Origin of the sequence: Halomonas flagellata (genome assembly GCF_022487945.1) — a bacterium.
GTDB classification, from domain to species: domain Bacteria; phylum Pseudomonadota; class Gammaproteobacteria; order Pseudomonadales; family Halomonadaceae; genus Halomonas; species Halomonas flagellata.
Genome location: NZ_JAKVPY010000015.1, coordinates 1 through 14,323, shown reverse-complemented (window position 1 = coordinate 14,323; position 14,323 = coordinate 1). Strand labels below are relative to the sequence as shown.

9 protein-coding genes are annotated in these 14,323 nt (G+C 68.8%); 3 read left to right on the top strand and 6 right to left on the bottom strand.

From position 1 onward, the window contains the following. The first annotated feature begins 2 nt into the window (after positions 1 to 2). Entirely contained in the window at positions 3 to 3,953 is a 3,951-nt protein-coding gene (locus MKP05_RS13070; protein ID WP_240568666.1) for a hybrid sensor histidine kinase/response regulator, read from the top strand. Between the two features lie 373 nt (positions 3,954 to 4,326). On the opposite strand, the gene MKP05_RS13065 is transcribed toward MKP05_RS13070, so the two are convergent. The 3 genes from MKP05_RS13065 to MKP05_RS13055 form a co-directional block, all read right to left on the bottom strand. Further along, positions 4,327 to 4,989 carry a LuxR C-terminal-related transcriptional regulator gene (locus MKP05_RS13065; RefSeq protein WP_110283237.1) on the bottom strand — a complete coding sequence of 221 codons (663 nt, stop codon included), beginning with the start codon at positions 4,987 to 4,989 and terminating at the stop codon, positions 4,327 to 4,329. Positions 4,990 to 5,239: 250 nt separating this feature from the next. Next, positions 5,240 to 7,189, bottom strand: a complete 1,950-nt coding sequence (acs, locus tag MKP05_RS13060) for an acetate--CoA ligase (protein WP_240568664.1) — start codon at positions 7,187 to 7,189, stop codon at positions 5,240 to 5,242. Between the two features lie 164 nt (positions 7,190 to 7,353). Beyond that, positions 7,354 to 7,908: a SprT family zinc-dependent metalloprotease gene (locus tag MKP05_RS13055; RefSeq protein WP_240568663.1), complete on the bottom strand. Its 555-nt coding sequence runs from the start codon at positions 7,906 to 7,908 to the stop codon at positions 7,354 to 7,356. Positions 7,909 to 8,074: 166 nt separating this feature from the next. On the opposite strand from MKP05_RS13055, the gene MKP05_RS13050 reads away from it, so the two are divergent. After that, positions 8,075 to 8,722 carry a YecA/YgfB family protein gene (locus tag MKP05_RS13050; RefSeq protein ID WP_240568661.1) on the top strand — a complete coding sequence of 216 codons (648 nt, stop codon included), beginning with the start codon at positions 8,075 to 8,077 and terminating at the stop codon, positions 8,720 to 8,722. Positions 8,723 to 8,936: 214 nt separating this feature from the next. Here the strand turns inward: MKP05_RS13050 and MKP05_RS13045 are convergent, their stop codons facing one another. Further along, positions 8,937 to 10,058 carry a phospholipase D-like domain-containing protein gene (locus tag MKP05_RS13045; protein ID WP_110283233.1) on the bottom strand — a complete coding sequence of 374 codons (1,122 nt, stop codon included), beginning with the start codon at positions 10,056 to 10,058 and terminating at the stop codon, positions 8,937 to 8,939. 128 nt (positions 10,059 to 10,186) lie between these two features. Between MKP05_RS13045 and plsB the strand changes: the two genes are divergently transcribed. Continuing rightward, the gene (gene plsB / locus MKP05_RS13040) at positions 10,187 to 12,646 is read left to right on the top strand and encodes a glycerol-3-phosphate 1-O-acyltransferase PlsB (RefSeq protein ID WP_240568659.1); all 2,460 of its coding nucleotides are present in this window, start codon (positions 10,187 to 10,189) and stop codon (positions 12,644 to 12,646) included. A 12-nt stretch (positions 12,647 to 12,658) separates the two neighbouring features. Here plsB and MKP05_RS13035 read toward each other — a convergent pair whose 3' ends face one another. Both MKP05_RS13035 and tsaB read right to left on the bottom strand, forming a co-directional pair. Beyond that, entirely contained in the window at positions 12,659 to 13,363 is a 705-nt protein-coding gene (locus tag MKP05_RS13035; RefSeq protein ID WP_240568753.1) for a class I SAM-dependent methyltransferase, read from the bottom strand. Positions 13,364 to 13,425: 62 nt separating this feature from the next. After that, the gene (gene tsaB / locus MKP05_RS13030; RefSeq protein ID WP_110283231.1) at positions 13,426 to 14,130 is read right to left on the bottom strand and encodes a tRNA (adenosine(37)-N6)-threonylcarbamoyltransferase complex dimerization subunit type 1 TsaB; all 705 of its coding nucleotides are present in this window, start codon (positions 14,128 to 14,130) and stop codon (positions 13,426 to 13,428) included. Positions 14,131 to 14,323 lie beyond the last annotated feature (193 nt).

The window sequence follows — 14,323 nt, the reverse complement described above, 5'->3', positions numbered from 1 at the left end:
GCATGTTCGCTGGCTGGCTGCTGATCGCCGTTTCGTTGCTCTACATCGCCGTGCTGTTCGCCATCGCCTGGCGGGGCGACCGCCGTGCCCGCGAGCACGGCGCCAGCCGGCGCCGCCCGGTGATCTACAGCCTGGCGCTGGCCATCTACTGCACCTCCTGGACCTTCTATGGCGCCGTGGGCCAGGCGGCCACCGCCGGCTGGTCCTTCGCCAGCATCTATGCCGGGCCGATCCTGACGTTCCTGCTGTTCTGGCCGGTGCTGGCCAAGATGATCCGCGTCGCCAAGCACCAGAACGTTACCTCGATCGCCGATTTCATCGCCTCGCGCTACGGCAAGACCCAGTCGCTGGCGGCCTTCGCCAGCCTGGTGGCGCTGATCGGCACCCTGCCCTACATCGCCCTGCAGCTGAAGGCGGTGGCCACCTCCTTCGCCGTGCTCACCGATGCCACCGACATCACCCGCACCCCGCTGTTCGGCGACACCGCCTTCTACGTGGCGCTGGTGATGGCGGCCTTCGCCATCCTCTTCGGCACTCGCCACACCGACGCCACCGAGCACCACGAGGGGCTGATCCACGCCGTGGCCTTCGAGTCGCTGGTCAAGCTGCTCGCCTTCCTGATACTCGGCGCCTACGTCACCTGGGGCATGTTCGACGGCCTCGGCGATCTGCTGGGGCGGGCCGAGACCCAGCTGGAACTGCAGCGTCAGCTCGCCCAGCAGGACTTCGGCCAGAGCTTCTGGGCCCAGACCCTGCTCGCCATGCTGGCCATCCTCTGCCTGCCCCGCCAGTTCCACGTGGCGGTGGTGGAGAATACCCACCGCGACGACGCCACCAAGGCACGCTGGCTCTTTCCGCTCTACCTGGTGGCCTTCGCCTTCTTCGTGCTGCCGCTGGCCGCCGCCGGCCTGACGATGTTCGCCGACAGCGGCATCGAGCCGGACACCTATGTGCTGGCGCTGCCGATGGCGGCGAACAACGAGTGGCTGACCCTGCTGACCTTCATCGGCGGCTTCTCGGCGGCCACCGGCATGGTGATCGTCGCCGCCGTGGCGGTATCGATCATGATCTCCAACGAGATCGTGATCCCGGCGCTGTTCCGCCTGCGCTGGTTCGACACCAAGGCACGCGACTACGGCCGCCTGGTGCTGCGCGCGCGGCGCATCACCATCGCCGTGATCCTGGGGCTGGCCTACGGCTTCTACCAGCTGATCGGCGAATTCACCTCGCTGGCCTCCATCGGCATGCTGTCGTTCGCCGCCGCCGCCCAGTTCGCCCCGGCCCTGATCGGCGGCCTCTACTGGAAGCGCGGCAACCGCCTCGGGGTGATCGTCGGCATGAACGCGGGCTTCGCCATCTGGGCCTACAGCCTGCTGATGCCGGCGATGATCTCCGCCGGGGTGCTGCCGGGACACTGGCTCGCCGGCGGGCCGCTCGGCATTGCCTGGCTCACCCCCACCTCGCTGTTCGGCCTCAATGTTGGCGACAGCTTCACCCACGGCGTGATGCTCTCGCTGGGCATCAATCTCTTCTGCTACATCTTCATCTCGCAGATGACCCCCCAGCGGGTGGTCGAGCGCATCCAGGCCTCGCTATTCGTCGACAGCGTCGAGACCCGCCAGACCTCGGTGAACCGCCCCTGGACCGGTGCCACCACCGTCGGCGACCTCAAGGTGCTGTGCGAGCGCTTCCTTGGCGCCGGCCAGGTGAGCCGCGCCTTCGACGACTATGCCCGGCGCACCGGCAAGACGCTGGACGACAGCACCCGCGCCTCGATCGACGTGATCCAGTTCACCGAGCGCTTCCTGGCCTCGGTGCTGGGTGCCTCCTCGGCGCGCATCGTGGTCAACTCGGCCCTGCAGGGGCGCGGCATCGGCATCTCGGACGTCATCTCCATCGTCGACGAGGCCTCCCAGGTGCTGGAGTTCAACCGTGCCCTGCTGCAGGCCACCATCGAGAACATCAACCAGGGCATCAGCGTGGTCGACCAGAACCTGCGGCTGGTGGTGTGGAACCAGCGTTACCTGGAGCTGTTCCGCTTTCCCGACCACCTGATCCGGGTCGGCGCCCCGATGGACAAGATCTTCCGCTACAACGCCCACAACGGCGAGTACGGCCCCGGCGATCCCGAGGAGCACGTGCGACTGCTGATCGACAATATCCGCGAGGGTCACCCTCATCGCTACGTGCGCTACCGCCAGGACGGCAGTGTGCTGGAGGTGCAGGGCAATCCCATGCCCGGTGGCGGTTTCGTCTACACCTACCAGGACATCACCCAGCAGAAGCGCATCGAGGAAGCGCTGATCCGCTCGGAAAACAACATCCGCATCTACACCGACAACGTGCCGGCGCTGATCGCCTACTTCGACAAGGAGTGCCGCTACCTCTTCACCAACCGCGCCTACGAGCAGGCCTTCGGCATCGACCGCAACGCGGTGATCGGCAAGCATATCGAGCAGGTGATCTCGCCGGAGATGGCCCGCAACCGGGCCCCCTGGATCGAGCGGGCCCTGAGCGGCGAGCGGGTCAGTTTCGAGGTCTCGCTGCCCCTCTCCGAGGGGACCCGCTACATGCTGGTCACCTACACGCCGCATTTCGGCGACAGCGGCGCCATCCTCGGCTTCTTCGCCCTCTACCAGGACATCACCGAGCGGCGCCTGGCGGAGATCGCCCTCAAGGAGACCAACGAGACCCTGGAGGAGCGGGTCCGCGAGCGGACCCAGGCGCTCTCCGAGGCCAACGCCGCCCTGCGTCAGGAGAACCGGGTACGCGCCGAGGCAGAATTGGCCCTGCGCCAGGCCAAGCAGGTGGCAGAAGACGCCAACGCCTCCAAGACCCGCTTCCTGGCCGCGGCCAGCCACGACCTGCTGCAGCCGCTCAATGCCGCGCGGCTGTTCACCTCGGCGCTCTCCCAGGAGATGGATGCCGCCGACATGAAACGCACCATCGGCCATATCGACAACTCGCTGCAGGCCGCCGAGGAGCTGCTCGGCACCCTGCTCGATATCTCCAAGCTCGATGCCGGCGCCCTGACCCCGCGGCGCAGCCACTTCGCCCTGGCCGACGTCTTCCGCCCACTGCGTGCCGAGTTCGAGGTGATGGCCGAAGACCGCGGCCTCGACCTGGTGGTGGTGCCGACCCGTTCCTGGGTCGACAGCGACTCCCAGATGCTGCGCCGGATCATCCAGAACTTCCTGTCGAACGCCATCCGCTATACCCAGGAGGGGCGCGTGTTGCTGGGGTGCCGTCGCCACGGCGAACGACTCGCCATCGAGGTGTGGGACAGTGGCCCGGGGATCCCCGACTCCAAGCAAGCCGAGATATTCCAGGAGTTCCGCCGCCTCGACCAGGCCTCACGGCACAAGGAGAGCGAGAAGGGGCTCGGCCTGGGCCTCTCCATCGCCGATCGCATGTGTCGGGTGCTCGACCACCCCATCAGGGTGCACTCTCGGGAGGGCGTCGGCACCATGTTCTCGGTCAGTGTGCCGGTGGTGGCCGCGCGCACCGAGGCCCAGCAGGCCGAGGATGCCACCCCCAGGCGGGCCGGCAACAAGCTGGCCGGCACCCGGGTGCTGTGCATCGACAACGAGTCGCTGATCCTCGAGGGCATGAAGGCAATGCTCTCTGGCTGGGGCTGCGAAGTATTCACCGCCACCACCATCGGCGGCGCCAAGTCGGTACTGCGCCATCTGGACGGCGACCCGGACGCCATTCTCGCCGACTACCACCTGGACAACGAGGTCACCGGCCTGATGGCCCTGGAGGCCCTCGGCGAGCGGCTGGAGGGAGCGACACCGGGCATCGTCATCACCGCGGACCGCACCGAGGAGGTGGCCGAGGAGATCAAGCGCAGCGGCTACCAGCTGCTGCTCAAGCCGGTGCGCCCCGCGGCCCTGCGCGCCCTCCTTACCCGCACCCTGCAGGCGAGCCGGGCGGCCAGGCAGGAGGGGTAACGCCCAGCCCCACGGAACAAGACGGCACTGCAGTGAAGCGAGATATACCCGGGAACGCTGGCATTGAGCGAAGTGGCGCGTGGGAATCGGCAGGGATGCCGATTCAGGGCCGGCAAGAGGGACCTTGTTCCGGCCCGACGCGCAGGCCGCAAGCGAAGTGCCAGGGTTTCGTTCCCGGGATCGCGAGCGCAGTGGCCGTCGTATCCGGCAGCAGGCTGGTGGGGAGAGAAGTCGCGGCTTACCCGGCGACAGGCCTTCGCGGAGGCGCTGTGAACCCATCCCTGGGCGCTACCTTTTCCATCCCTGGAAAAGGACCTCCGCGCCGGCCTGGCCCCGGCGCCGCTCGCGTAGGCGGCTATCTTCCAGCTCGGGCTTACGACTCGACCTTGGGCGGCTCGACCTCGAGCTTCTGGGCGGCGATCACCGCCTGGGTGCGGGAGTGCACCCCGAGCTTGCGCAGGATGGCGGTGACATGGGCCTTGATGGTCGCCTCGGAGACGTTGAGTTCATAGGCGATCTGCTTGTTGAGCAGGCCTTCGGTGAGCATGTTGAGCACCCGGAATTGCTGGGGGGTCAGCGAGGCGATCGCCTCGGCGAAGCGGGTCTCCTCCTCGTCGGATTCGCCCATCGCCTCGGCGAGCTCGGCCGGCAACCACACCTCACCGTCGAGGATCTCGCCCACCGCCTCGGCGATCAGCGCAAGCGACGACGACTTGGGAATGAAGCCCGAGGCGCCATAGTCGATGGCGCGACGCACCACATGGGGCTCGTCGCTGCCCGAGACCACCGCCACCGGGATGTCCGGGGTCTGGCCTCTCAACTGAATGAGACCAGAAAACCCATGCGCTCCCGGCATATGCAGGTCGAGCAGGATCAGGTCGGCATCGGGATGGCGGGTCACCACCTCGGTGGTGGCCTCCATGGTGTCCGATTCGACGATCTCGGCCTGGGGCGCCAGTTGGCGTAGTGCCTGGGTCAGGGCTGCACGGAACAGCGGATGGTCATCGGCGACGATGAATTTCTGGGCAAAGGCCATGGATTCTCCTCCGGTTCCTCGAGCAGCGGGCCGACGGCCGCCACGCTGGGCTCTTCTATCGATGACGGCATGTTACCCCATGCGGGAAGGCTTTCCCAAGCGCTCGACGAGCGCTGTCGACAAAGGGCGTCAACGAATACGCAAAAGCCGGCCACGAGGGCCGGCAGGGAAAGGGGAAGGCGGGGCGCTGGCGTGCTCTCCCGGCGCGAGCCGGCATGCACGGGAGCGCCCCTGCCGACGGTCTCTGCCGTCAGCGATTGGCGCGGTGCTCGATCAGTTCATCGACCACCGACGGGTCGGCCAGGGTGCTGGTGTCGCCCAGGCCGTCGCACTCGTTGGCGGCGATCTTGCGCAGGATACGACGCATGATCTTGCCCGAGCGGGTCTTGGGCAGGCCCGGGGCCCACTGGATGACATCCGGTGAGGCGATCGGCCCGATATCCTTGCGCACCCACTGGGTCAGCTCCTTCTTCAGGGCGTCGCTGGGCTCCACGCCATCGGTCAGGGTGACGTAGATATAGATGCCCTGGCCCTTGATGTCATGGGGGAAGCCGACCACGGCGGCCTCGGCCACGGCATCATGCGCAACCAGCGAGGACTCGATCTCGGCGGTGCCCATGCGGTGGCCGGAAACGTTGAGCACGTCGTCGACCCGGCCGGTGATCCAGTAGTAACCGTCCTCGTCGCGACGGCAGCCGTCGCCGGTGAAGTACATGCCCTGGTAGGTGGAGAAGTAGGTCTGGACGAAACGGTCGTGGTCGCCCCAGATCGAGCGGGCCTGGCCGGGCCAGGAGTCCAGGATCACCAGGTTGCCCTCGGTGGCCCCCTCGAGCAGGTTGCCCTCGTTGTCGACCAGCGCCGGCACCACGCCGAAGAACGGCAGGGTCGCCGAACCGGGCTTGAGGTCCATGGCGCCCGGCAGCGGGGCGATCATGATGCCGCCGGTCTCGGTCTGCCACCAGGTGTCGACGATCGGGCACTTGGAGTTGCCGATCACCCGGTAGAACCACTCCCAGGCCTCGGGGTTGATCGGCTCGCCCACCGAGCCGAGCAGGCGCAGGCTGTCGCGCCGGCTCGAGGCCATGACGTCATCGCCATGGGCCATCAGCGCGCGGATGGCGGTCGGCGCGGTGTAGAGGACGCTGACCTTGTGCTTGTCGACGATCTCGCCCATGCGGCCGTGGCTCGGATAGCTCGGCACCCCCTCGAACATCAGGGTGATCGCGCCGTTGGCCAGCGGCCCGTAGACGATGTAGCTGTGGCCGGTGACCCAGCCCACGTCGGCGGTGCACCAGTAGACCTCGCCGTCCTGATAGTCGAAGACGTAGTGGTGGGTCAGGCTGGCGTAGGCGAGGTAGCCACCGGTGGTATGCTTGAGCCCCTTGGGCGCGCCGGTGGAACCGGAGGTGTAGAGGATGAACAGCGGATCCTCGGCGTTCATCTCCTCGGCCGGGCAGTCGGTGGACTGGCGATCGACCAGGTCCTGATACCAGACGTCGCGGCCGTCCTGCCAGTCGATCTCGCCGCCGGTGCGCTTGACCACCAGCACCTTCTCGCAGACCTCGGTGCCCGGGCGGGTCAGGGCCGCATCGACGTTGTCCTTCAGCGGCACCTGCTTGCCGCCGCGCACCGACTCGTCGGCGGTGATCACCAGCTTGGAATCGGCGCCGACGACACGTTGCGCCAGGGCATCCGGCGAGAAACCGCCGAACACCACCGAGTGGACGGCGCCGATGCGCGCGCAGGCCAACATGGCCACGGCCGCCTCGGGGATCATCGGCATGTAGAGCGTGACCACGTCGCCCTTGCTGACACCCAGCTCCTTGAGGCCATTGGCCAGCTGACAGGTGTGCTCGTAGAGCTCGCGGTAGGTGACGTGCCGGGAATCGGCGGGGTCGTCGCCTTCCCAGATGATGGCGGTCTGGTCGCCACGGGTCGCCAGGTGGCGGTCGAGACAGTTGGCACTGGCGTTGAGGGTGCCGTCCTCGAACCAGCGGATGTCGACGTTGTGCGAATCGAAGCTCGTATGCTTGATCTTCGTCGGCACCTTGATCCAGTCGAGACGCTTCGCCTGCTCGGCCCAGAACCCTTCCGGATCGTCCAGCGACTGCTGGTACATGGCCTGGTACTTGGCCCAGTCGGCGTGGGCATTGGCGGCGAAATCGTCGCGTACCGGATGGACTTTCTGCTGTTCGGTCATGGTTTGCCTCTTCCGGGAGATGCACCCTGGTTAACGTCGCCGGCCGCGTCGTCGTCGGGCGCGCCGGCACCATATAAGGTGACACCAGCATATACCGCCGGCCACGGCCTTCCCTTTAGACATTGGTAGCAACATTTTTCCTTTTCAGCACAATAACTTACGCACTAGTTTTCGAGCGCGGCACGGCCGAGATAGACCAAGGTCTGAGCACAGTGACGGCAGCGGTAGCGATGTCCCCGGCGGGCCATGGCGTGACGACGGGCGGTGAAGCCGTGCTCGCGGCAACCGCAGCGGTAGCGGTGCGGCGCGGGGCTCGCCCGGCGGGTGTCGAAGCGGTGGGTGGTGCGTGGCTCGAGACCGAAGAGCCGGCGCATCACCGTCTGCCACTCGCGGCCATGGGGCCGGGCCAGGTGGCCATCGTCGAGATGCTGAACCAGCCAGTGGGCCATCTCGTGGGGCACCACCTCGACCAGGAAGGTCTCGCGGTTCTCGGCCAACAGCACCGGATTGAAACGCAGCCCACCGCGCCCGAAATGGGCCTGGCCGGCGGACTTGCCGCGCAGGTCGCACCACACCCGTGGCCGCGGCAGCCCGGGGTGCACCTCGTGGCACAGCCGCCAGGCGGCCTCGACCCGCTCGTGCAGGGCCGCCAGCAGCGCCTCGTGGTCGAGGGCGGCCAGCCGGTCGGGATCGGGATGGGGCAGCACGGGAGTGTTCATGGGATGCTAGAATGGCCGTTCGCCCGCCGGGCGTAAAGTCTCTCCCCCCGTCCGTCAGGGCTATTGCAGTTGGCCATTGACGAGGGGCGCCGGGATACCCCCGCCCCACCAAGGTGGGCAAAGAAACGTTAATAGTCATTGTCCTGTCTCTTCCGTGAGAGTACCGATGTCCGATACCCCGCAGCCCGCTCCCCTCCTCGACGACGATGCCCTCGACCTGCTCGACGACTTCCTCGATTCCGAGCGGGTCGACGCCGATGCCCTGGACCTGATCGGCGCCCACGGCTTCCTGGTGGCGCTGGCCGTGGCGCCCAGCGACGTGCCCCCCGCCAGCTGGGTCGCCGAGCTCTTCCACGGGGAGCCGGCCTTCGCCGACGACAATGAGCGCGAGACCATCCTCGGGCTGCTGGAGCAGCTCAGGCGCAACGCCATCGCCGCCCTGGAACAGGGCCTACTGCCGGAACTGCCCTTCGAACTCACCCTCGACGGCCTGGCACCGGAGGAGACGCCGATCGGCGACTGGTGTGCCGGTTTCATGGAGGGGGTCTTCCTCGACGAGGCGGCCTGGTTCGAGGACGACGAGGAGGCCGCCGCCACCCTGCTGCTGCCCTTCATGGCACTCTCGGGGCTGTTCGACGAGGAGCCGGACATGGCCGAGTTCACCGCCGACACCGCGCGACTCGAGGCCCTGGTCAGCCAACTGCCGGAACTGGTGCTGGACCTCTACCTGCACTACCGCGTCCCGCCGGAAACCCCCAAGCCTACCCCACGCAAGAAGAAGCCCGCCGGTCGCGGCGGCAAGGGCAAGCGGTAAGCGCTTCGGGCTTCGGGCTTCGGTGAACTATCGAGAGCGGCTTCGGGCTTCGGTGAACTATCGAGAGCGGCTTCGGGCTTCGGGCTTCGGGCAGCAGTTTAGCTCGTGGCTCGTGGCTCGTGGCTCGTGGCTCGTGGCTCGTGGCTCGTGGCTCGTGGCTCGTGGCTCGTGGCTCGTGGCTCGTGGCTCGTGGCTCGTGGCTCGTGGCTCGTGGCTAGCGTAGCCGCGTCAGCAGCCCGTCCAGGCTGCCGAACAGCCACTCCTTGAGGCGCTGCCAGCGGGGGCGCCGGGACCACTCCTCCCGCCGGATCTCGCGGCTGGTAGCGAAGTTGCGCTCGAACAGCTCGGCCACCTCCTCGGCGAAGCGGTGGTCATCCACCTCCTGGTTGGCCTCCAGGTTCCAGTGCAGGCTCCAGTGGTCGAAGTTGCACGAGCCGATGCTCGCCCAGTGATCGGCCAGCGAGAACTTGGCGTGGATGAAGGTGGGCTGGAACTCGAAGATGCGCACCCCGGCCTTGAGCAGGCGACCGTAGAAGCGCTGGCCGGCGTAGCGGATGCCGGGATGATCGTGCAGCTCGCCCGGCAGCAGCAGGCGCACGTCGACCCCGCGGCGGGCCGCCCGCGCCAACCGCAGGCGCAGGCTGAAGGTGGGCACGAAATAGGGCGTGCAGATCCAGATCCGGCCTCGCGCCGACGACACCTGGCGCTGCAGCGAATGGCGGATTGCCTGGTAGCGATAGCCCTGGCCCCAGACCACCCGCCCGCGCATGCCCCGGTAGTCCTCGTGGGGCGACACATCCAGGCGCAGGTTGTGCACCAGGTCGGGCTGGCCGCTGCCCCGGGTCAGCGGCGAATCCCACAGGCGGCAGAACAGCCGCACCCAGTCGGCCACTACCGGCCCCTCGATACGCACCGCCACCTCGTACCAGGCGTCGAGGAACTCGTCGACCGCGCCGAAGCCGCCGGTATAGGCCACCCGGCCATCCACCACCAGCAGCTTGCGGTGGTCGCGAGTCAGGTTGCGGGTCAGCGAATGGAAGCCCAGGGGGTTGAAGAAGCGCAGCGCCACCCCGCCCGCCTCGAGGCGCGCCCGGTCGTCACTGGAGAGCCCCATGGCGCCATAGCCGTCGAGCATCAGCATCACCGCCACGCCGCGTTCGGCGGCCTTGAGCAGTGCATCGGCAAGCGCCGAGGCCAGGCGGCCGGATTCCATCAGGTAGAGTTCGATCAGTATCGACTCGCGCGCCGCCTGGACCGCCTCGAACATGGCCGGCAGGAAGCGTGCCGACTCCGGCAGCAGCTGGAAGTGATTGCCGTCTCTCCACATGCCGTGCATGGCGGCGTCCCTGTGCGATTTTCCACCGCATTGACGCACGTTTGCCGGGCCAGGAAAAGCCGCGCCCCTGACCGGCCGGTCCGCGATGGCTATACTGGCCACCTCGTCTCCTCAGCCAAGGCAATCGGATGGCCTTCATACGCACGCTGATGACCCCCTTGCGCGCGCCGCTGCGACGGCTGATCGCCTCCTGGGTGGAGTTCCGGCTGATCGAACCCGCCACCGACGAGCTCGACCTCGACCCGACGCTGCCGGTGCTCTATGTCCTGCCCCACCCGTCCCTCTCCGACACCCTGCTGCTCGAGTCGCTCTGCCGCGCCCGCGGCCTGCCCCCGGCCGCCGGCCTGCGCCGCGTCGGCGAGATCGCCCTGCCGGCCTGCCTCGCCCTGCCCTCACCCCGCCGCCACCTGTGGCGACGCGCCTCGCGGCGGGAAGAAGCGCCCTTCCTGGCGCTGCTCGAGCAGCGCCGGAGGCATCCCGACCACGAGGTACAGCTGGTACCGGTCAGCGTCTTCTGGGGCCGGGCGCCGGGCAAGCGCTTCGGTTTCTGGAAGATGCTGGCCGCCGACAGCTGGCAGTTCACCGGCCGCCTGCGCCGGGCGCTCTCGGTGCTGGTCAACGGCAAGAACGTGGAGCTGCACTTCGGGGCCCCGCTCCGGCTCGGCGACCTGCTCGACGAGCGCGGGGCGGCGCTCGCCAACCGCAAGACGGCCAGGCTGCTGCGCGTGCACTTCCGCCGCCTGCGCACCCGGGTACTGGGGCCGGACCTCTCCCACCGGCGCACCCTGATCGAAGGCGTGGTGCGCAGCCCCGAGGTGCGCCAGGTGATCGAGACCCTGGCCGAGGAGGAGCGAACCTCCCGGGCCCGCCTGCAGCAGCGCGCCCTGCGCTACGGGCGCGAGATCGCCTCCAACATGGCCTACCCGGTGCTGCGCTTCATGGACGGCCTGCTCAGGCGTCTCTGGAACCGGCTCTACGATGGCGTGGAAGTCCGTGGCCTGGAGCGGGTCAAGGGCCTGGCCGGTGACCATACCCTGGTCTACGTGCCCTGCCACCGCAGCCACATCGACTATCTGCTGCTCTCCTACGTGCTCTACCGGGATGGCCTGATGCCGCCGCACATCGCCGCCGGCCGCAACCTCGACATGCCCCTGATCGGCCCGCTGCTGCGCCGTGGTGGCGCCTTCTTCCTGCGCCGCAGCTTCCGCGACAACCGGCTCTATGCGGCGGTGTTCAACGAGTACCTGCACCGGCTGCTCTCCCGCGGTCACCCGCTGGAGTACTTCATCGAGGGCGGACGGTCGCGCAGCGGGCGCCTGCTCGCCGCCCGTCCCGGCATGCTGCTCATGACCCTGCGTTCCTACCTGCGCCGCGCCGCCGGCAGCGGCCAGCAACGGCTGGCCTTCGTGCCGATCTACATCGGCTACGAACGAATCATCGAGAATGCCAGCTACCAGCGCGAGCTGCGCGGCGGCAGGAAGCGCAAGGAGAGCCCGCTGGCGCTGCTGCGGGTGCTCGGCCAGTTGCGCCAGCCCTTCGGCCGGGTGGCGGTGAACGTCGGCGAGCCCCTCACCCTGGCCGACTACCTGGACCGGGAGGTGGGCGACTGGCGCCAGACCCTGGGCGAGGAACGCCCCGCCTGGCTCACTCCCCTGGTGCCGCGGCTCGGCGAGGAGCTGTGTCGACGCATCAACGCCGCGGCGGCCCTCAATCCGGTCAACCTGGTGGCCCTGGTCCTGCTGGCCACGCCTCACCATGCCATAGAGGTCAGCCTGCTCGAGCGCCAGCTCGCCCTGCTCGTCGACCTGCAGCGGCACCATCCCGGCGGCGCCCACACCAGCCTCCCGGAGGGCACTCCTGTCGAGTGGATCGACCAGGTGGTGGCCCTGGGCATGGTCGAGCGGCGAGGCCATCCGCTGGGCGACATCCTGGTCGCCGATGCCGGCCAGGCCGGCCTGCTGGCCTGGTATCGCAACAACGTGATGCATCTCTTCGCCCTGGCCGGCCTGGTCGCCTTCGCCTTCCGCCGCCAGCCGACCCACCGCCTGGATACCCTGGAGGCGCTGCTCTCGCCCAGCTGGCCGATACTCGCCCGGGAGCTGGTCATCGAACCCCCGGCCTCACTGCGCGCGGCGCTGGCCGAGATGCTCGACCTGCTGGTCGACCAGGGGCTGCTCGAGCGCGCCGGCGAGGAGTGGCGTCGCCCCGAGGAACCCCTCGAGGCCGGCGAACGGCTGCGCCTGCTCGGCCAACTGATGCAGCCTTCGCTGGAACGCGGCTACCTGCTGCTGGCGGTACTGCTCGACGCCGGTCCGGGCGAGCTGGTCGCCGAAGAGCTGGCCGAGCGCAGCCGCCAGCTGGCCGAGCGACTGGCCCTGCTCTCGGGACTCGATGCCCCCGAGTTCTTCGATACCCGGCTGTTCGCCAACCTGGTGGAGAGCCTGGAGCGAGAAGGCTGGCTGTGGCGCGAGGGAGAGCGACTCATGTTCGACGAGCGACTGCGCCGGGCCGCCCAGCGCTCGCGCGAGCTGTTCGACCCGGCGCTGCGCCACCGGCTGCAGCTGCTCACCCGCCGCCGGGAGGCCTGAGTCGCGCGCCCTTCAGCCGCTGGTCAGCGAACGGTGCACGTAGAGGTCGTAGCGACTGGTCTTGCCCGCGATGACGTGCCGGGGCGCGGGCCCCGCAATGGGCGGCGCCTTGCGTGGTCGCTTGACCACCACCCGGTGCGTGGCCACGTCCAGCGCCGCCTCCAGCAGCCGTGGGGCGTCGTTGTCGTCACCGGCCAGCAGCCGGAAGAGCCGCATCTCCTTCTTGACCAGGGACGACTTGTCGCGATGGGGAAACATCGGGTCGAGATGGACCACCTGGGGGGCCACGCCGCTGGCCGCCACCAGGGCATCGAGCTCCCGCGTGGCATCGCCGTGGACCAGGTGCATCCGGGCGGCGACCTCGGCGGTCTCGGGGTCCGCCAGGGCCCGGGCCACGCCATCCTCGAGCAGGGCGAAGATCGCCGCCACCCGCTCCACCAGCAGCACCTCGGCACCGAGGCTCGCCAGCACGAAGGCGTCGCGCCCCAGTCCCGCGGTGGCGTCCACCACCGACGGCGTCACGCCCTTGCCCAGGCCGCACGCTCGGGCCATCAGCTGGCCACGCCCGCCGCCGAAGCGGCGCCGATGGGCCGCCCGGCCGGCGACGAAGTCCACCGCCAGGGGGTGGCCGTAGCGCCGGGGATCGCCGGCCAGCACCAGTCGGTCCTCGCGGCGCTCCAGGGTCAGCTCGGCCTCCTCCGGCTCGCCGAGGGGCATCCCGAGCCGGGCGGCCAGTTCCGCCAGGGCCGCCCCGTGAACCACCAGGGGCGGACGCTCGCTCATCGCGCCTTCTTCCAGGCCACCCGGTCGCGCAGATAGACCGGCTGGGCCTCGTGGGGGGCTCGCCCCTCGCCCGCCTCGAAGGCCCGGGCCGCCAGCAGCACCATGTCGGCGGCGTCGGCCTCCATCTCGGGCAGGTGCTGGCCGATGCCGACCTGTACCTCGGCGGGCATGGCATCCCATAGCCCCCAGCCGGAACCGACCCCCACCCAGTCATGATCCTCGTGGCCCGACGGCAGGCGCAGCCGTGCCGGCGGCATCACCGCCTCCTCGGCGAGCGGCTCGGGGACGCCGTCACGGCACTGCCAGGCGGCCACGTAGATCTCGCCCATGCGGGCGTCCAGGGCGGTGACCAGGTAGCGGAAGTGGTGGCGACGATGCCCCCCCAGGGCCAGGGCGGCGAGCGTCGAGACACCGATCAGCGGCCGGTCGAGGCCATAGGCCAGCCCCTGGGCGGCCCCGGCGGCGATGCGCAGCCCGGTGAAGGAGCCGGGGCCATGACCGTAGGCCACGGCGTCGAGGGCCGTCGCCTCGAGGCCGGCCTCGGCGAGCACCTCGTCGACCAGGGGCAGCAGCCGCCGGGTGTGCTCCCGGGGGGCCAGTTCGAAGCGGGAGAGGAGTTCGTCATCGGCCCCCGCGCGGCGCCGCAGCAGGGCGACGGAACAGGCGCTCGAGGAGGCATCCAGGGCCAGCAGGATCGACATGGGGCTCGGCCATCACAGCGAAATGGGGGGTCATTATACGTGGCCTGGCCAGAAACGACGATGGCCCGTATATGGAGTCCTCCCCGTTTGCCAGCATGAAATTCGATGGTCGGTAGGTACGACTGCACACGTATATCCGGTCTCACTAATGATGCCCATGGCATCGGACCCTGATGGGCTATCCGCACGTCAG

Excerpts from the sequence above, each read along its gene's own strand:
- MKP05_RS13070 (WP_240568666.1), top strand. The coding sequence starts at position 3 with ATGTTCGCTGGCTGGCTGCTGATCGCCGTTTCGTTGCTCTACATCGCC.
- MKP05_RS13065 (WP_110283237.1), bottom strand. The coding sequence starts at position 4,989 with ATGGCCTTTGCCCAGAAATTCATCGTCGCCGATGACCATCCGCTGTTC.
- acs (WP_240568664.1), bottom strand. The coding sequence starts at position 7,189 with ATGACCGAACAGCAGAAAGTCCATCCGGTACGCGACGATTTCGCCGCC.
- MKP05_RS13055 (WP_240568663.1), bottom strand. The coding sequence starts at position 7,908 with ATGAACACTCCCGTGCTGCCCCATCCCGATCCCGACCGGCTGGCCGCC.
- MKP05_RS13050 (WP_240568661.1), top strand. The coding sequence starts at position 8,075 with ATGTCCGATACCCCGCAGCCCGCTCCCCTCCTCGACGACGATGCCCTC.
- MKP05_RS13045 (WP_110283233.1), bottom strand. The coding sequence starts at position 10,058 with ATGCACGGCATGTGGAGAGACGGCAATCACTTCCAGCTGCTGCCGGAG.
- plsB (WP_240568659.1), top strand. The coding sequence starts at position 10,187 with ATGGCCTTCATACGCACGCTGATGACCCCCTTGCGCGCGCCGCTGCGA.
- MKP05_RS13035 (WP_240568753.1), bottom strand. The coding sequence starts at position 13,363 with ATGCCCCTCGGCGAGCCGGAGGAGGCCGAGCTGACCCTGGAGCGCCGC.
- tsaB (WP_110283231.1), bottom strand. The coding sequence starts at position 14,130 with ATGTCGATCCTGCTGGCCCTGGATGCCTCCTCGAGCGCCTGTTCCGTC.